Here is an 18,213-nt window from a genome sequence, read left to right on the forward strand (position 1 = left end):
TGGCCGCGATCGGGTTCTCACTCGGAGTCCGATCGCGGCCATGGGCCGCTCCTACAAGGAAGCGTGTTTGACGATCATCGCGCGGCGATCTGCCGGTCGGGATCCTGCTCGCGCATCTGCACCAGCTGCGGCTCCACCTGCACACCGGCGGCGAAGATTTTCTGCAGGCCGTTGACGACTATCCGCTCACCGGAGTCCAGGCCGTGGCGGATCACCACCAGTTCATCCATCTGTGGCCCGGCTCCCACTTCGCGGCGGGCCACGCGGTTTTCCCCGTCCACCACATACACGAAGCGGCGGTCCTGGTCGGAGAGCACCGCCTTGCGGTTGACCAGCACCGCGCGGCTCAACTGCTCCGTGGGCATCTGTACGCGGGCGAACTGGCCGGGTTTGAAAGTGCCATCGGGGTTCGGGATCACCGCGCGAAACTGTAGGGTGCCGGTGTGGCTGTTCAGGCGGTTGTCGATAAAATCCAGCTGCCCGCGATGGGGGAAGCCCGGCTCCCCGGCCAGCCCCACCCGTACTTCCGGATGCCGTTCGGGAGTGAAAAAGCTGCGGCTGGCTACAAATGTCTGCTGGTCGCTCTCGAAATAGACATACATCGGGTCCACCGAGACCAGTGTGGTCAGCAGCGTCTGGTCGGCGCTGGCCAGGTTGCCGCGGGTGATAAAAGCGCGCCCGACCCGACCGCTGATCGGCGCCTTGACCTGGGTGTACTGCAGATCCAGGCGGGCGTTTTCCAGCGCCGCTTCGGCGGCGTCCACCGCCGCCCTGGCGGAATCCTGTGCGGCGTTGCGCCGGTCGAATTCGTCGCGGGAAATCGCGCGGCTTTTCAGCAATTGCTGTGCGCGCTCCGCCTGGTTCCGGGCCAGGGTCAGCTGGCTGCGCGCGCTGGCCAGTTCCGCCTGCGCCGCGCGCTCGCGGGCGCGGTAGGGGCGGGGGTCGATGGAAAACAACAGATCCCCGCGCTGTACCAGTTCACCCTCCGTGAAGGCGACCTGCTCGATATAGCCGCTGACCCGGGGCCTCAGCTCCACCGTTTCCGGCGCGGCCACCCGGCCGGTGAAATCGTTCCAGAGCGTGGCCGGCTCAGCCAGTACCTCGGCGACTTCCACCACCGGTGGCGGCGCCTGCCGGGCGTCCTGCTTATCGGCACCGCATGCCGCCAGTGCGGTGGCAGCCAGAACAAGGAAAGTGGTTTGCAGAATTCTTGCCATAACAAAATTAACTCCCTGGGTTACGGAAAGTGGAACGGGGCTTCTTTCCTGATGGACGGCAACCATACCGATGAAGGGTTGTGGGGCGGTATCCGGTTACTGTGCAGTGATTGCCTAATTCTGTTTTGCGATATTTAGAGGCTTTGCCGGGTTGAGTTGGGTCGGCACCCGGTTGCGCAATTGTTACAAGCCTGTGCTTGTGAAAGCCAAACACAGCAATAGTTGGCGGGATATAGGTGGATTGCACATTGCTGCAAGGTAATTGCCCAATTCTGCAAAAGTCTGAGCGGGTTGCCCAAAACTCCGTATACTGGCCGCCGGTATGGTTGGTAAATGCCCGGGGATGACCGGGTGGTGAGGAGTTGGTTATGGCTGTGGAGCACAGGCAGGTCGGTGCGGGGGAAGCGGATACCGAAGCGGTGCGCAGGAAGCTCGCGCACAGAATACAGCGGTGGACGCCGGAGCAGGGGCTGCAGGACTCATCCCTGGCCGGTGTGGGACTGATTCGCTCCGATACCGCGACCAGCTGTACCTCTTCGGTATACGAACCCTGCCTGGGCTTTATCGTGCAGGGCAGCAAAACCCTGCAGCTGGGCGACAAGCAAATCTCCTACGGCTCCCTGAGCTACCTGGCCTCTTCGGTACACCTACCGGTGGTGGGGCAGGTGGTGGAGGCCTCCCCCGAAGAGCCCTACCTGGCGGTGAAACTGGTCGTGGACCCGCAGGAGGTAACCGATCTGGTGCTGGACCTGGGGGACAAGGCCCCGGAACTCGACCCGGCGTTCACCTGCCCGGAAGTCTCCTGCGGCCTGTGCGTCGCGCAAATGGACGTTGGCATGCTGGAGGCGGTAAACCGCCTGGTGGGGCTGCTGGAAACCCCCGCGGATGCGCCGATACTGGCGCCGCTGGCGCGCCGGGAAATCCTCTACCGCGCGCTGATGGGGGAGATGGGTGCGCGCATGCGCAAGTTCGCCGTAGTCGACAGCCAGGCCAACCGTATCTCGCGGGTGATCGCCCTGCTCAAGGACCGCTTCTCCGAGCCGTTGCGCATTCGCGACCTGGCGGGCGAGGCCAATATGAGTGAGTCGTCCCTGTACCACAGTTTCAAGCAGGTAACGCGCATGTCGCCGCTCCAGTTCCAGAAAAAACTGCGCCTGCACGAAGCGCGCCGGCTGATGTTAGTCGAGGGCCTGGAGGCGGCTTCCGCCAGCTACCGGGTGGGCTACGAGAGCCCGTCCCATTTCAGCCGCGAATACAGTCGCATGTTCGGCGCGCCGCCGCGGGCGGATGTGAGCAAATTGCGCGGGGAGCAGCGGGTATCGGCCTGATCGGGGTCTGCTCAAACTGAATTCGAAAACCGTGATGTGGGAGCCTGCCTTCGCAGGCGATTGGGGGTGCTCCGCGCACATCCTAATCGCCTGCAGGGCAGGCTCCCACAGTGCTATTACTCCTGGCTACAATTTGTAAAGTATCGGCCAGAATTGTTTACGACTGCTTGACCACAAACAGACTGCACCAGCCCTCCGGGCTGATTTTTCCCTCCACCACCTGGCAGCCATCCGGCGGGGTAAAGAGTTGGCAGTCGGCGCACTTCTGCCCGTTCTTCGGTGTGTCCTGGTACTGCACCGCCTCCTTCTTCGCCTTGCCCTGGGCGACCGCTCGGTCGGTTGCAATCAGCGCGACCGGCAGTAGCGCCAGTGAACAGCCGCACAGCTTGAGAAATTTCCGCCGCCCAATGTTTTGATCTCGCTCGTTCATGACAGCTTTACCTCGTTGGAAGGGTTGGCCCGCCTTTCCCTATTAGATTAGCCCGATGGGGCAGCTTTGCAGCGGCTGGGCGGGGCTGCGCATGAAGAGGAAATTGAGAATAGATTGCGTTACTTTGATTGCTGGAATCAAGGCCGGTTTTTAGTGAGCCTTGGATTTCCGAGCGGCAACTCGGTGCGCGCGGCGCACCCTACAGGGTGCTTTGCAGGAGCCTGCTTACAGGCGAAAAGATCAGTGCTTCGTAGCGATTCGCCTGCAAGCAGGCTCCTACAGGGGAAGTTTCGCAGGATGGGCAAAGCGCAGCGTGCCCATCAATGATCCGGGCGCCCTGTGATGGGCACGTCGCTTCGCTTCTTTGCCCATCCTACAAGCCTTAACGCCGGCTAAAAATCCCGGGCAATAAAACCGACCTTGTCCAATTCATTCCCGGAGCGGCCGTAAGCGCCGACAAAGCCCATGCCCGCGGGGGCGGTGAAAGTCTCGCAATAACCCTCCCGGCTGCCGCCGGAAATGCCATTACCCAGATTGGTCTCCAGCGCCAGATAGAAAATACGCGTGTGGTCATTGTGTTTTTCCTGGCAGGTGGTGACGGTATTCAGGTATTCGCCCTGCGCCAGCGTCAGTGTCTGCAGGTTGCCGCCAGAGCCGCCATGGCCCAGCTGTTGTCCGTCGGCATAACCGAATGCCAGCCGGTCCACGCGGCGTCCCGCGCGCAGACTGATAGCGGTGGGCGCCGGGTAGCCGCTGTCGCTGAGGGTTGCCAGGTCATTGAAGAAGTTCCCGTGGGGACCACCGAGAGTGCCGGTCAGGTGGAAACCTTCCGCGACCGAATAATTGAAATGGGCGGCCACCGGATCGTGGTCGGAGAGTTCCTCGCCCGCTTCGTCGACAAAGTGTGAGGGCACGTGGGCGTCGCTGAGGGACAGTGTCACCGCCGGGCTGCTGCGGTAGAGAATTTTATCCACCCGCTCGCAATTGCCGCTATTCTTGTCCGCGCAATCCAGCAGTGCCGGGTCGCCGCTCCGCGGATAGATGCCGCCGCGGGATTGTTCCACCCACACATCGCTGAAACCGGCGGCGATAAATTCATGCAGCTTGTCCGGCGCGCGCGTATAGCGGGAATTGGTGTCGCCGGCGACGATGACCGCATGGCCCCGGGAGCGGGTTTCAACGGCTGCCAGCAGTTGCAGCAGGTTACTGGCGCGGGCGTTGTTGGAGTTGGGGTCGGTGTTGGCGTCGGCGTGCAGGTTGTACACGTCCACGATGGCGCCGCCGTCCAGGAACATACGGGAAAAAGAGAAACCCTTGGGAGTGAGACAGTCGTTGCCGCTGTCGAATACACCGTAGCAGTCGTTCCATTTTGTGCGCTCGAAGTCAGTGACCCCGGCAAACGCGAAGCGGTTCATGCCGTCGCCGATGGCGATATCGCCGGAGTGGGACGACTGATAGGTGTGTTGCGCCTGACTCTCCAGGTCGCTGTGGTAGCTGAAATCCTCCTGCACCAGCACGATATCGTAATCGTTGAGCAGCGGGCTGATTTTTACCGTGTTGGTGGCCGGACTGCCGGAGCTGAAGGCGTCCGGCAGGCCCGCCACATTGTAGGTCAGTACGCTGAGCTGCCCGTCTGCGAGTGTTGGACTGCTGAGCAGTAAGGTTGCGGTTAATCCCAAGAGTTTTTTCACAACTGATCTCCTTTGCATGTGATGCCTGCGAATTGCAGGTATAGGGGTAAAAGCTTCTGCCGGCGCCGGGGGGACAGCGGCGCCGATGAATTTATTTTGGTAATTGGGTGGCTGCCGGATATTTTCCCCTGTAGGAGCGGTCCGGCCGGGAGCGGCCCATGCCTGCGATCGAGTTGTGAAACTAACCACTATCGATCGCGGCCATGGACCGCTCCTACAAAGAACCTCCGCTGCTTATTATGCGCGTAATTTTCCCCATGGCCCGGTAATCGACAGCGTCATCCCCGGCCGCTGGATATTCACGAACAGGGTGGAGCCATCCGGCGAGAAGCAGGCGCCGCAGAATTCGCCCTTGTCCGGGTGGGCGTTCATGGCCAGGGTGTAGAGTTTTCCCTGCGGCGTCAGGCCGCGGATATAGTTGACCATATCCGGGTTGTCGGAATAGCTGTCCTCGCAGATGATCAGGTCGCCCCAGGGCGCTATGGCCAGGTTGTCGCAGGACTCCATCAGCGCCCGGTCGCAGGTCTCGTAAACCAGTTCCAGTTCTCCCGGGGTTTCGTTGCCGCTGCCCTCGTGGCTGCCGGGGCGGTAGCGCCATATCTGTCCGATATGTTCGGGGCCGCCGCCGGTGGCGGCGAAGAAGATTTCCCGGCTGCCGTCCGCGCGCGTGGCGAAAGCCACACCCTCGCAACGGCAGAAGCGCGCCGCCCCCTTCGCCGCACCGCGCAGGCTCAGGTCGCCATCCGGGGAGGTGACGTCCTCCAGGTCCATCCACTCGCAGCTGAAGCGCTGGCCGATTTCCACCGCGCGGGCGTCGGGGCTGTCCGCGTCCTCGGTCCAATTGCGAGTGAGCGCCCGCGGCCAGTCGCGGATCACCAGCGCCTGCAGCTTACCGCCCTTGACCAGCTCCCCCGGCTGCGCGGGCAGGAAGCGGTAGAAGAGCGAGTGGTCGAAATCCTCGGTGAGGTAGACGATGCCATTGCTGCTGTCCACTGCGGCCGCTTCGTGCACAAAGCGGCCCATATCCTTCAGCGGCACCGGGTCCACCAGCCCCTCGGCGATCGCCGGCACTTCGAAAATATAACCGTGTTCGCGGCCGAAGCCCTCGCCGGGGCCGGCCAGACTCTCCTCGCAGCTGAGCCAGGAGCCCCAGGGGGTGGCGCCGCCGGCGCAGTTGCGGGTAGTGCCCAGCAGGCTTAAATGGGAGCGCTCCACGCGGCCGGTTTTGTGGCTGTAGAGCAGGGTACTGGTGCCGCCGTTGACCGGAAGGTCCCCATAAAAATCGAAGGCTTTTTTGCCGGCGGACTTTGCCCGGGAAGGATTGTTTTGAAAGGGGCCGATTTCCTCACCCACGGAGTCCAGTTCGTGGTTGCGCACCAGCAGGCACTGGTCCTTTTTTCCGGGGACCGGGAAAGCAGCCATGCCGTCCGGGGCGCTGGGTGTGGTGAGTCCGTCGGACATCATATCGCCGCTGCGGGAAATGATTTTGTAACTGAACCCCTGCGGCAGGTTGAGGATGCCGTCCGGGTCCCGGTAGAGCTGCCCGAAACGGTCGATGCCGCGCTTCGGGTCCACCGCATACACCTGGGCGAGGGCGGAAAAACTGGAGAGGCCGCCGAAGGCCAGTGCGGCGGCGCCCGCGTTGCGCAGGAAGTGCCGGCGGGAAATTGTCATGTTTATTTCTCCCAGATTAAAAAGCACGACCTTGTAGGATGGGCAAAGCGAAGCGTGCCCATCAGCAGCGGTTGTGATGGGCACACTCGCTACGCTCGCTTTGCCCATCCTACCAGGGATGACAAAGGCCGGCCTGTCAGTAATCAATCCTCGCACCTAATACAAAAGTGCGGCCGTAGTCCGTGTAGCTGCGGAACTCGTCGTCGTCCACAAACAGCTGTTGCACCTCGTTGGCGATATTGATGCCTTCCATAAACACGGAAGCGGCGTCGTTTATATCATAGGAGGCGCTGAAGTCCAGTGAGCCGAACTCGGCATTGTTCTCGGTGGCCAGGCTGTTGGTGCCGAAGACATCCGCGTTTGAGCCGTTCACTTTGGAGGTGAGTCGGTAGACCTCGCCATTGAATTCCAGGTCGGAGACCTGGGTCTGGATAAAGGTGGAGATATCCTTGTAGAAAATCCCGGCGGTCAATGCTGTGCCCTCCCGCGGGTACCACTCCAGGGTAGCGTCGTATTGCCTGGCCTCGAAGGGCTCCAGGTTGGGGTTACCGCCGCTGGCCAGGTTGTCGCGGATATCCAGCGCGCCGTCGATGTTGGCGTGACCGGAGCGGATGCTTTCCTCGATCCGGTAGGAGTTGCGCTGGTCGCCGGCGGTGGGTGCGAACTTCAACGGGAAGCGTCTGTAAGAAGCCAACAGAACTATCGCCGTGTGCCGCCCCTGGCCCGCTGCGGGTGAATTTTTCCTACCGCCGACAATACACAACGAGTGAAGACTAAAATGACGCAATGAAATTTGCGCCAAGTTATGAGAGATATTGCTAAAGAAAACCTTACTGTAAGAACCGTCCAATCGCGCCAATGGGTAGCCGGCGTACCATTTTTGCGGCGGGCTTTACTTGCGTCTCCACACCGGCTTCGCCGCGAGCCCGCCGCTAGAGGGTCGCTAGAGAGTCGCTTCAGTTCCAGGCGGACATCATCAACATCACCAGTGCCACCTCGGTAAAGTTGCCCAGCCCGTGGGCGATAATCGGCGCGAGCAGGCTGCGGGACTTCTCCATCAGCCACACGTAGACCAGCGCCCAGACAAAGGCGTACAGCTGCTGCGCTATCGCCAGGTGCAAGGGATCCACCAGAAAGGTCTCGTAGTGGGCCACGGAAAACAGCAGGCCGACAGCTACGGCGGCGAAGGGTACTTCGAAGCTGCCCAGTCGCACCCGGCCGGGTACCAACACCACCAGCATTCCCACCAAAAGGCCGCGAAAGACGGTCTCCTCGGCCAGGCCGGTAGCGGCCATCATCGCCAGCCAGCCACTGGCGCCCACCGGGGTCAGGTCGTAGCCGGCGTCGGGCGCGGTCTGGGTGAGCAGCTGCGGCCAGTAATCGGCCACCAGCATCACCAGGCCCATGGCGACTCCCATGGCGGCGGCCAGTCCGGCATAGCTGCGGCCCGGCGGCCAGCGCAGGTGGCCGTCGGCGGTGGGCAGCAGGCGGCGCATGGCCAGTATGCCGATCAGGCCGCCCAGGGCCTGCAGCAACATCGCGATACCGACAAAAGCCCAGGTCTGCCCGAAAAGCAGGTCGGGGTGGCTGTGATACAACCAGCGCACCACCTGCCGCGCGGGCCACAAAATTCCCTGCATCAACAGCCCGGCGAACAGGATCGGCCAGAGACGAAAGTGCAGTCCGGTGACTTCGAAGAATGGCCGGGGATGCGGCGCAACAACAGAGGTATTCATCATTTTTTACCCGCGTGATGGTTTACGCGGTTAATTTAATGGCCTGCCCGTCCGGAGTATTGAACGAATGTTGCGTCCGCCAGCGGCCGGGCGGCAGGCCGGTGAGCTTGCGGATCGCGCGGCTCATATGGGCCTGGTCTGCGAAGCCGAAATCCGCGGCTATTTCCGCCAGCGGCCGCGTACCGGTCACAATCTCTTTCCAGGCCAGTTTGGTGCGGGATTCCACCCGGTATTCCGTGGGGCTGGTACCGTAGGCGGCGCGAAACTGGCGGAAGAGGGTTTCGCGCCTGAGCCCCGCCCGCCGCGACCAGTCGGCGACAGAGGGGGCATCGGGAGAGGCGAGTTGTGCGGCGAAGCGGTCGACGGGATCGTCGCTGGCGGCGCTTCCCGGCAGCAGTTGCGCGAGCAGCAGCTGGGAGGCTTGATGCGGGTCGCGCTCGGCGGTGCGCACGAGCAGGTCGGGGTCCGCGATTCGGCAGTGGGTTGCCGCAATACCGATTTCGAGCGGCAGGGGCAGGTTGAGAACCTGTGCCGGGTTTTTTGCGAAGCAGTCGAAGTGGCTGGAAAAGGGGCGGTGGATCAATACGTCCCCGGCCTGTGTCCACCATCGCCCGCTATCGCCGGCTTCGCAGTAACTGCCCTGCAATACAATTGCGGCCTAGGGCTCCGTGTGGGTATGGCGTGGAATGCGGGTTCCACCAGTGAATTGCTGTCGCAGTTCCATTGTCCTACCCCTTTTACCCACACTTGGGCCAAGGCAACCACAGGTTGATCTGCAGTCCTCCGCCGGGGCGGTTGTGCAGTTGGATATGGCCGTCGTGGGCATCGACGATTTCGCGGCAAAGTGCCAGCCCCAGGCCCACACCCTGGGGTTTTGTGGAGTAGAAGGGTAGCAACGCCTGTTGCAGTACCTTTTCACTCATGCCACAGCCGCGGTCGCGCACGATGATTTCCTGGCCGCGGCCGTCGGCGGTGATTTGCAGTTCCGTATGCGCACTGTCGCTGCCGGCTTCGGCGGCGTTTTTGAACAGATTCAGCAGTGCCTGTTCGATTTGTACCGGATCGAAATAGCCCGGGCGGGCGGGCAGTTCTCCGTGCAGAGTAAACTGGTGCAGCGGCGCCAGGCGCTCGATCAATTGCCGCCATTGCACGGTTTCGCAACTGGGGGCCGGGAGCTTGGCAAAGCGGGCGTAGCCCTGGGTGAACTCGGTGAGGTGCCGGCAGCGTTCGGCAATAATATCGAACACTTTCTCCAGGGCTTCGGCTTTGTGATTCGCGCCATCCCTGGCGCTCACCTCGGGGGCGCCTTCGGCGTCCAAATCTGTTCCCGCAGATTTGTTCGACTGCTGGGCCAGCAGTTTCCCACTGTGGGCCATGGACGAGATGGGAGCCAGGGAGTTGTTGAGTTCGTGGCTGATCAGGCGGATGACTTTTTTCCACACCTGTACCTCGGCGCGGGTCAGCTCCCGGGTCATTTCGCGAATGACGATCAGCCGGTGCCGCTGGGCGTTGAGCACAAAGGTGCTGTTGCCGATATGCATGGTTTGGGTGTTGTCGCCATCGCTGTAGCTGAAGAGGCCGTCCTCTTTTTTCTCTATGGCATCGGCCAGTTCCTGTGGGCAACTGGGCAGTAAGCGCTCCAGTGTCAGGCCCTGGATCGGCTTGCCGTTGTTCAGCAGGTGCCGCGCGCTGCTGTTGGCGTAGATGATGTGATCGCCCTGGTCCACCAGCAGCAGCGACTGGGGCGAACTCTGGATCACGGTATCGAGCAGCAGCTCGCGCTGGTAGATATGCGCTCGCTCGCGACGCAGTATCTCGCCCACCTCGTTATAGAGCTTGGTCAGCTGGCCCAGCTGGTCACTGCGCTTTGTCGCCAGCGAGATGGAGAAGTCGCCGTCGCGGAAATTCAGCAGCCCGCTCTCCAGTGCGTTCAGTGTGCGATTGAGAGGGTGGGTGACGAAGCGCAGTAGGAACAGCACTGCGGGCAGCGCCAGCAACAGGCCACCGGTCCAGGCCAGGCGGCTGTCAATACCGAAATGCAGAAATGCAAAGGGAATGCTGACGCCGACAGATACCGCCAGTAGCGATACAGCGAGGATCCGACCTTCGAGGGAGGACTGCTTAAACATCAATAGGGAATACCGTATTTATCCAGCCGGCGGTAGAGCGCCTGCCGGCTGAGGCCGAGTTCCCGCGCCGCCTGGGAGATAACGCCGTTGCAGCCGGCCAGTGTCTGCTCCAGTAATTCGCGGCTGGGTTCGAAGTTGAGGTCGACTTTCTTGCCGGTATTTTCCCGCACCGGCAGGGCCAGGGTTTCCTCGTCGATGGTTTCGGACCGGCTGAGAACCGAGGCGCGCTGCATGGTGTTTTGCAGTTCGCGCACGTTGCCCGGCCAGTGGTAGTGCATCAGCATGTTTTGCGCTTGCGGGGAGAGCCGTTTGTCGACGCTTAGGAAGCTGCGTGCCAGCGGCAGTATATCCTCGGGCCTGTCGCACAGGGGCGGGAGTTTCAATTCGATCACGTTCAGCCGGTAGAAGAGGTCCTGGCGGAATTCGCCGGCGGCGATCTGCTGCGGCAAGTCGCTGTTGGTGGCGCTGACCACGCGCACCTTGACCTTGCGCGTCTGGCTGCTGCCCAGGCGTTGGAACTCGCCGGTCTGCAGCACCCGCAGCAGTTTTACCTGGCCGCTGGCGGAGAGCTCGCCGATCTCGTCGAGAAACAGGGTGCCGCCATCGGCGGCCTCGAAGCGCCCCTGTCGCGCGCGGTTGCCGGCACCGGTGTAGGCACCGGGCTCGGCGCCGAAGAGTTCCGCTTCCATCAGGTCCTCCGGCAGCGCCCCCACATTGACTTTGATATAGGGGCCGTTGCGCAGTGGGGAGTTGGCCTGCACGATATCGGCGATCTTTTCCTTGCCGGCTCCATTGGGTCCGGTGATCAACACCGACACGTCGGACCTGGCCACCTGGGTGGCCATTTCCAGCAGTTTTTGCATGGCGCTGCTGCGATAGACGATGCCCTGAAGGTCGAATTGCTGGCGCAACTGCTGGCGCGCCTGCAACGCCTGCTGCCGGGCCTGGCGCTGCTGTTCCTGCAGCTCGTTCAGTTCCAGCAGGTTTTTTACCGTGGCCACCAGCTTGTGGTCGTCCCAGGGTTTGCCGATATAGTCCGCGGCCCCGGCCTTGACCAGTTCCACCGCCATCTCCAGCTGGGTCCAGGCGGTGAGCAGTATAACCGGCAGGTCGGGATTGAATTCGCGGATGGCGAAGAACAGCTCGCGGCCCTCCTCGCCGGAGGTGGTATCGGCGGTGAAGTTCATATCCTGGATCACCAGGCCGATATCCCCGTGCTCCCGCAGCAGCTGCAACCCCGCGGGCGGAGTGAGGGCGCTCAGGGTTTCTATCCGGTGGAGGGACAACAGCAGTTCCAGGGCGGAGATGATGCCCGGGTTGTCGTCGATGATCAGGACTTTATCCATAGTATTCCTTTGTCACTTTCTCCTAGTAGGAGCGGCCCATGGCCGCGATCAGATTTCCAGTATGCCCGGACATCAATCGCGGCCATGGGCCGATTTTTGCTCCTGCAAAATCGGCATTGCCACCGTCCGTGGCGGTCGCCGCTCCTACGGCACGATTACGCTGAGCGCTAACTATACGCTGCGGGTTGCCATCGCCGGCGAGATATTGGCCGCGCGCAGGGCCGGTACCAAGGCTGCGGCGACACTGACACCCAGCAGTATTAACGCACAGACCAGCATCACCGACAACGGCAGTGCCGGCTGGGAGTAGTTGGACACTATAAAGTGATTGGCGACCTGGGCCGCGGCCATACCGATGGCGATGCCGGTGCCGGCAATCAGGCAGTTCTCCAGCAGGAAGTAGCGGCTGATATTGGCGCGGGTGGCGCCAAGCGCGCGGCGCACGCCTATCTGCTTGCGGCGCTGGTTGATCCAGAAGAAGGTCAGGCCGACGATGCCGAGGGCGATGATAAAGGTCAGCATAATGATGACCGCGGAGAGTACCTTGACCATCAGGTTGTCTATTGCATAACCCTCGTCGAATTCTTCGGAAAGGGTCTTGATATGAATCACCCGCTGGGAATCTCTCTGAGCGAGCTTTTCCTCTACCTGCTTCAGCACCTGATCGCGTTTGCCGGGCTCCGCGCGGATCACGTAGCGCCCGAAACTGATGTCCATCAGTGCCGGATAGAAGGCGACGTTGCCGGCGAGGGACCAGGTCACCCAGGCTCCCAGGTGACGCTCGACAATACCGACAATTTCGATCGGGTCGTTCTTGCCGGTATACAGGAACTGGCCCAGGGCGTTCCCGTCGGGAAACATCACATCGGCAAACTGCTGGGTGACAATGGTGACAGGTGAGGTGTAACTATCGTCCGGGTTGAAAACCTTCACCTCGGCGGGGGTGAAGTTCCTGCCCGCAACCAGTTTGAGCCCCAGTGCTTCGATAAACTCCGGTCCGGTGTAATAAACATTGGCTGTCTCTTCATCGAGGCTGCTCTGGTTGGGCTCGCGATAGAAGTCGCTCGATGATCCGGAACCGGAAATGGGGATATGGCTGGTGTGGGTGGCCTCGACAACACCAGGTATCCCGCGGACCATGTCCAGGTCCGACCGCACGGTACCGGACAGGTCGAAGTCCGAAGTCGTCGGATGGAAGGTGACACTGACAATATCCTCTACCGCCATGCCGGTGGGGCGCGCGATCCTGTCCTGGCGATCGTCGACAATAACGCTGGCATTGCCGACGATGGCCAAGGTCAGGGCCAGCTGCACGGCAATCAGCAGGGCCGCTACCTTGTTGCGCCAGAGAGCGGACAACATGGGTTTCAATTCAAACATGATTCTGTCCTCACTGGGTTTTCAAGTAGATGGAGGGGCTGGTATGGCTGATACGCCAAGCCGGATAGATGCCAGCCAACAGACTGGCGACGACCGCCAGGCCGACTGCGGCGAACATCATCACCCAGTCCATATGGGCGATGCGGTCGGCGAAGCCCATGGCGAGGCTCTTGACGGCCACCAGGCCGAAGGTGCTGAGCAATATACCCAACAGGCCGCCGATAATGCCGATACAGGCGCTCTCGATCAGGTGCTGGGTAAAGATGGCGTTGCGGCTCGCCCCCAGGGCGCGGCGCACTCCCGCTTCCGGCGCCTTGCGCAGAAACTTGGCCAGCAGCAGCGCGACGGCGTTCACCACGCACACCAGCAGGAACGCCAGTGACAGCCAGCCGAGTATGCGATTGTCGTCGCGCAGCACCTGGTTGACCACCAGCCACTCGGAAGGCCGGGTAAGGCCGAACTTGAGCGGTCGCTCGAAGCGGCCCTGGGCCTTTTGCTCGCGGATGTAACCGGTCAGGAAATTCTCGTAGCGCTGTTTCTGCTCGGCGGATTCCAGTTCCACCCAGTACTGTATCCACACCATTTCGCTCTGCAGGAAACCCTCGTATCCCTGGCCCTCCAGGTCCTTCTCGTGTTTCCAGGCGTTGGTGTTGCCCCAGCTGTAAATTCCCAGCTTGCGGTGCAGACCGAAGGGAATATAGAGCCTCTCCGAATCGTTGAAGGCGCCGTTGTTTAGGTCGTGGACCTTGGGCACCGGGTTCCAGTTCCCGATCACGCCGACCACCGTGAAGGGTTTGCCATTCAGGTTGACGGTGCGGCCCACGCTGTTCCCACCGCCGAAGAGTTTCTCGTTGGTCTTCTGCGTGATCACCAGTTGCTGGACGGGGTTGTTATCAGCGTTTTTTTCCCAAGTGCTGCCGTAGAGGAAATCCACATCGAAGAGTGCAAAAAAATCGCGGGTGGTGACCCGAGTCCCGCCGATAAACGGGCGCAGTTCGGAGTCGTCCAGGGTGACGGTGGCGCCCCAGCGGTGCATGGCTACTTGGCGGCTGGGAATATCCGAGCGCAGCAGCGCCTGGGTGTCCTGATAGGTCAGTTCCCAGGGCATGCGGGTGGGGTTGCGGTCGCCCTGGTAGGACGAATTCGGATCCCAGCTGTCCAGCTGTACGGCGTAGAGCACTTGGTCCTTATGGGCCAGGGCGTTCTGGGACATCATGTAGTTGAGCGTCAGCACCGTCATTGATGCGCCGACCCCCACGGCGATAGCGGCGACCATCAGCGCGCTCAGTATCGGCGTGCCGCGCAGGCTGCGCAACGCCAGGGAAATATAGTATCCGAGCATTATTTTTCTCCTCAGGCGATCGCGGCTTCTGCAGTGGTGTGGCCGCGCTGCAAGTCGGCCACCTGGCCGTCGACAATCTGGATATTGCGGTGGGCGCGGCGGGCCAGGTCCGGGTCGTGGGTGACCATTACGATGGTGGTGCCCCACTCGTTGATAAATTCCAGCAGTTCCATCACTTGGCGCGCCATCAGCGAGTCCAGGTTGCCGGTGGGTTCGTCCGCGAGCAGGAAGCGCGGTTCGCCGGCGAGGGCGCGGGCGATGGCCACGCGCTGCTGCTGTCCGCCGGAGAGCTGCGCCGGCAGGTGCTTGGCACGGGCGGAGAGGCCCACCTGTTCCAGCACTTTTTCGATGCGTTTGCGGCGCTCCTTGCCGTTAAAGCCGCGGTAGCGCAGGGGCACATCGATATTGTCGAACAGGTTGAGATCCGGGATCAGGTTGAAGCCCTGGAAGATAAAGCCGATTTTCTCGTTGCGCAGGCGGGAGCGCTGGCGGTCGTTGAGCCCGCTGACATCCACGCCGTCGAGAAGGTACTGGCCGCCGGTGGTGGTTTCCAACAGGCCGGCAATATTCAGGAAGGTGGTTTTACCGGAGCCGCTGGGGCCGGTGACCGAGACAAATTCCCCCTCGGAAACCTCCAGGCTGAAATCGCGCAGGGCGTGGGTTTCGATGGTGTCGGTGCGGTAGCTTTTGCGGATGTTGTGCATTTTCAGCATGGTGGTTTTCCCTAATTCTTCATTTGCTTTTGTAGGATGGGCACGCTGCGCTTTGCGCATCCTACGGTTCCGTCCCTGTAGGAGCCTGCTCGCAGGCGAATATTGCGGTGGCTTGTTTCGGCCTTTTATTCGCCTGCAAGCAGGCTCCTACAACACAATCTTGCGAGTCCCTAGTCCCGAATAAAATCACACGCTGCGCGTCGCCATTGCCGGCGAGATATTGGCCGCGCGCAGGGCCGGCACCAGTGCCGCTGCCTGGCTGACACCGAGCAATATCAGCGCACAGATAAATGTCGTGGGCAATGGCAGCGCAGGTTGGTCGAACTCGCTGGCGAGGAAGTGGTTGAATATCTGCGCAGCGGCAACGCCGAGCAGTATGCCGGTGGCGGCGATCATCAGGTTTTCCAACAGGAAGTAGCGGCTCACCGCTGTGCGGGTCGCGCCGAGGGCGCGGCGCACGCCGATCTGTTTCTGCCGCTGGGTGATCCAGAACACCGTCAGGCCGACGATGCCGAGGGCGACGATAAAGGTCAGCAGGCCGACCACGCCGCTCAGCACCTGGATCATGGTATTGTCGCGGGCATAGTAGCGGTCCAGCTGCTCCTGCAGGGTTTTGACGGTAATCACCCGCTGGGGATCGCGCTCCGCCAGCTTTTCCTCCAGTAGCTTCGCCACTGCCTCCCGCTGCCCCGGCTCGGCGCGCACTACATAGTCGAACCATTGGGTATCCATGATCGCAGGGAAGAACAGTGTGCTGCCGGCGTTGTGTGAATTGGGCCAGGGGCCCAGGTTGCGTTCCACGATACCGACAATCTCCATGGGATTGTCTTCGCCTCCGAGATAGATGGCTTTGCCCAGTGCTCCTTCGTTGGGAAAGAGTTTGTCAGCCAGTTGTTGTGTAACAATCGCCTTGCTCGGGCGCCAGCCGCTACTGAAGCTGGCTTCCGTGATGTCGTTTGCAGTAAAGGCGCGGCCGGCTACCAGCTTCATGCCCAAAGCATCGACAAGGTGTTCGTCCCCCCAGAATTGGGCGCCACCGGTTGCACCGACCTCCTGGTTGGGTTTCGTGTGTAGGCCGATTCCGGAACCGCCACCGGTCAGGGGTGCACGGGTTATGGTGGCGGCGGCCACGCCGGGAAGCTGGCGGATCATATCCAGATCCCGGAGGAAGGCCTCCAGCCTGTCGTAGTCCTTGGCAATCGGCATAAATTTAGCGGTAACGATATCCGTTACTCCCACCCCGGTGGGCCGGGCAATCCTTTCCTCACGCTCCTGTATCACCACGCTGGCGTTACCGACGATGGCGAGGGTCAAACCCAGCTGGAGGGCGATCAGCAGCGCGGAAATTTTGTGGCGCCAGAGCGCCGATAGAATGGGTCTCAGTTCCAGCATGTTGGCCTCACTGGGTTTTCAGGTAGATGGAAGGGTTGGTGCGGCTGATGCGCCAGGCCGGGTAGAGGCCGGCGAGCAGGCTGGACAGAATCGCCAGGCCTATAGCGGACAGCATCATCAGCCAGTTCATTGAGGCGACGGCGTCCAGGTAGCCCATCTGCAGCTGGCGGATCAGCGCCAGGCCGGCGAGGGTCATCAGTATGCCGATCAATCCGCCGGCGAGCCCAATACAGCCGCTCTCCACCAGGTGCTGGCTGAAGACCGACTTTCGGCTCGCGCCCAGCGCGCGGCGTACGCCGGCCTCCGGGGCCTTGCGCAGGAACTTGGCCAGCAGCAGTGCCACCGCATTGACCAGGCAAACCAGCAGGAAGGCCAGCGACAGCCAGCTCAGCATGCGGTCGTCGCCGTCGACGACTTCGTTCAGCTCCAGCCACTCGGAGGGCTTGCTGAGTCCGAACTTCAGCGGCCTCGGGAAGCGGCCCTGTTCCTTCTGTTCGCGGATAAAGCCGGTCAGGTAATCCCGGTAGCGATCCCGCTGTTCGTGGCTGTCCAGTTGTACCCAGTGCTGAATCCAGACGTACTCGCTGCCCAGTTGATCTTCGTAGCTATTGATATCCTGCGGTTTCCAGCCGTTGGTGTTGCCCCAGGTGTAGATCTCGAGGTTGCGATGCAGCCCGAACGGTATAAACACCTCTGCCGATTTGTTGAAGTTGCCGTTGTTGAGGTCGTGTACCTTTGGGCTGGGTTGCCAGTGTTCTGTGACGCCCGCAACGGTAAACGGGACACCGTTAAAATTAACTGTGCGTCCCACACTATTTTCGCCGTTGAACAGTTTTTCATTGGTCCCCTCTGACAGCACTATCTGCTGCACAGCGTTGCTGTCTGCCTCTTTGGGCCAGGTGCCACCGAAGATAAACGGGACATCGAAGAGAGCGAAAAAATCGCGGCTGGTAACCCTGGCCTCTACGGTGTACGGACGCAGTTCCGAATCCTCCAGTGCCAGGGGGCCACCCCAGCGGTGCATAGCCACCTGATGGGTCGGTATATCGGATCGCAGCAGGCTGATCGCATCCTTGTAAGTAATCTGCGGTGGCATCTCGCTGGGGTGATCGGAGGCTTTGTGCGGATCCCAGTTGTCCAGCTGCAGCGCGTAGAGCACATCGTCTTTGTGCGCCAGCGCATTGCGCGACATCATATAGTTGAGTGTCAGCGTGGTCATGGAGGCTCCGACACCCACGGCGATGGCGGCCACCATCAGCGCGCTCAGTATTGGCGTACCGCGCAGGCTGCGCACGGCCAGGGAAATGTAGTATCCGAACATGGCGTGCCTCCTTATGCAGTCGCGGCTTCGGCGTTGACGGCACCGCGCTGCAGGTCGGCCACCTGGCCGTCGACAATCTGGATATTGCGGTGGGCCCGGCGGGCCAGGTCCGGGTCGTGGGTGACCATGACGATGGTGGTGCCCCACTCGTTGATAAATTCCAGCAGTTCCATCACCTGCCGCGCCATCAGTGAGTCCAGGTTGCCGGTGGGTTCGTCCGCGAGCAGGAAGCGCGGTTCTCCAGCTAACGCGCGGGCGATGGCGACGCGTTGCTGCTGTCCGCCGGACAACTGTGCGGGCAGATGCTTGGCGCGGGCGGAGAGGCCCACCTGTTCCAGCACTTTTTCGATGCGCTTTTTCCGCTCCTTGCCGTTAAAGCCGCGGTAGCGCAGGGGTACATCGATATTGTCGAACAGGTTGAGATCCGGGATCAGGTTGAAGCCCTGGAAGATAAAGCCGATTTTCTCGTTGCGCAGGCGGGAGCGCTGGCGGTCGTTGAGCCCGCTGACATCCA

Annotated in this window: 16 protein-coding genes; 1 reads left to right on the forward strand and 15 read right to left on the reverse strand. The window is 61.5% G+C overall.

Translation table 11 applies throughout. The features are described from left to right. Positions 1–74 precede the first annotated feature (74 nt). A complete protein-coding gene (locus ACRC0P_RS01935) occupies positions 75–1,217 on the reverse strand; it encodes an efflux RND transporter periplasmic adaptor subunit (RefSeq protein WP_438627989.1) in 1,143 nt (380 codons plus the stop codon). A gap of 368 nt (positions 1,218–1,585) precedes the next feature. On the opposite strand from ACRC0P_RS01935, the gene ACRC0P_RS01940 reads away from it, so the two are divergent. Beyond that, positions 1,586–2,545 (forward strand): AraC family transcriptional regulator, encoded by a 960-nt coding sequence (locus ACRC0P_RS01940; protein ID WP_438627991.1) that lies wholly within the window; start codon positions 1,586–1,588, stop codon positions 2,543–2,545. A 157-nt stretch (positions 2,546–2,702) separates the two neighbouring features. Here the strand turns inward: ACRC0P_RS01940 and ACRC0P_RS01945 are convergent, their stop codons facing one another. The 14 genes from ACRC0P_RS01945 to ACRC0P_RS02010 all read right to left on the reverse strand — a co-directional run. Then, positions 2,703–2,975 (reverse strand): high-potential iron-sulfur protein, encoded by a 273-nt coding sequence (locus ACRC0P_RS01945; RefSeq protein ID WP_438627993.1) that lies wholly within the window; start codon positions 2,973–2,975, stop codon positions 2,703–2,705. A 392-nt stretch (positions 2,976–3,367) separates the two neighbouring features. Further along, positions 3,368–4,666, reverse strand: a complete 1,299-nt coding sequence (locus ACRC0P_RS01950; RefSeq protein ID WP_438627995.1) for a jacalin-like lectin — start codon at positions 4,664–4,666, stop codon at positions 3,368–3,370. A gap of 237 nt (positions 4,667–4,903) precedes the next feature. Further along, positions 4,904–6,340 carry an alkaline phosphatase PhoX gene (locus ACRC0P_RS01955; RefSeq protein ID WP_438627996.1) on the reverse strand — a complete coding sequence of 479 codons (1,437 nt, stop codon included), beginning with the start codon at positions 6,338–6,340 and terminating at the stop codon, positions 4,904–4,906. Between the two features lie 136 nt (positions 6,341–6,476). After that, complete coding sequence (locus tag ACRC0P_RS01960) at positions 6,477–7,034, reverse strand: TonB-dependent receptor domain-containing protein (RefSeq protein WP_438627998.1); 558 nt, start codon at positions 7,032–7,034, stop codon at positions 6,477–6,479. Positions 7,035–7,296: 262 nt separating this feature from the next. Then, on the reverse strand, positions 7,297–8,079 hold the full coding sequence (locus ACRC0P_RS01965; RefSeq protein WP_438628000.1) for a lysostaphin resistance A-like protein: 783 nt from the start codon (positions 8,077–8,079) through the stop codon (positions 7,297–7,299). Positions 8,080–8,098: 19 nt separating this feature from the next. Then, on the reverse strand, positions 8,099–8,659 hold the full coding sequence (locus tag ACRC0P_RS01970; protein WP_438628002.1) for a helix-turn-helix domain-containing protein: 561 nt from the start codon (positions 8,657–8,659) through the stop codon (positions 8,099–8,101). Between the two features lie 154 nt (positions 8,660–8,813). After that, positions 8,814–10,205 (reverse strand): sensor histidine kinase, encoded by a 1,392-nt coding sequence (locus ACRC0P_RS01975; RefSeq protein ID WP_438628004.1) that lies wholly within the window; start codon positions 10,203–10,205, stop codon positions 8,814–8,816. Beyond that, on the reverse strand, positions 10,205–11,551 hold the full coding sequence (locus ACRC0P_RS01980) for a sigma-54-dependent transcriptional regulator (protein ID WP_438628006.1): 1,347 nt from the start codon (positions 11,549–11,551) through the stop codon (positions 10,205–10,207). The genes ACRC0P_RS01975 and ACRC0P_RS01980 overlap by 1 nt, the downstream gene beginning before the upstream one ends. Before the next feature lie 171 nt (positions 11,552–11,722). Then, positions 11,723–12,931, reverse strand: a complete 1,209-nt coding sequence (locus ACRC0P_RS01985) for an ABC transporter permease (RefSeq protein ID WP_438628008.1) — start codon at positions 12,929–12,931, stop codon at positions 11,723–11,725. 10 nt (positions 12,932–12,941) lie between these two features. Further along, positions 12,942–14,273, reverse strand: coding sequence for an ABC transporter permease (locus tag ACRC0P_RS01990; protein WP_438628010.1), 1,332 nt, complete (start codon positions 14,271–14,273; stop codon positions 12,942–12,944). 11 nt (positions 14,274–14,284) lie between these two features. After that, complete coding sequence (locus tag ACRC0P_RS01995; RefSeq protein WP_438628012.1) at positions 14,285–14,986, reverse strand: ABC transporter ATP-binding protein; 702 nt, start codon at positions 14,984–14,986, stop codon at positions 14,285–14,287. 186 nt (positions 14,987–15,172) lie between these two features. Further along, a complete protein-coding gene (locus ACRC0P_RS02000) occupies positions 15,173–16,378 on the reverse strand; it encodes an ABC transporter permease (protein WP_438628014.1) in 1,206 nt (401 codons plus the stop codon). A 7-nt stretch (positions 16,379–16,385) separates the two neighbouring features. Then, entirely contained in the window at positions 16,386–17,699 is a 1,314-nt protein-coding gene (locus ACRC0P_RS02005) for an ABC transporter permease (protein ID WP_438628016.1), read from the reverse strand. 11 nt (positions 17,700–17,710) lie between these two features. Then, on the reverse strand, positions 17,711–18,213 hold a 503-nt coding region (locus tag ACRC0P_RS02010), incomplete at its 5' end, for an ABC transporter ATP-binding protein (RefSeq protein WP_438628018.1).

The organism is Microbulbifer sp. (genome assembly GCF_051659245.1).
GTDB lineage: Bacteria > Pseudomonadota > Gammaproteobacteria > Pseudomonadales > Cellvibrionaceae > Microbulbifer.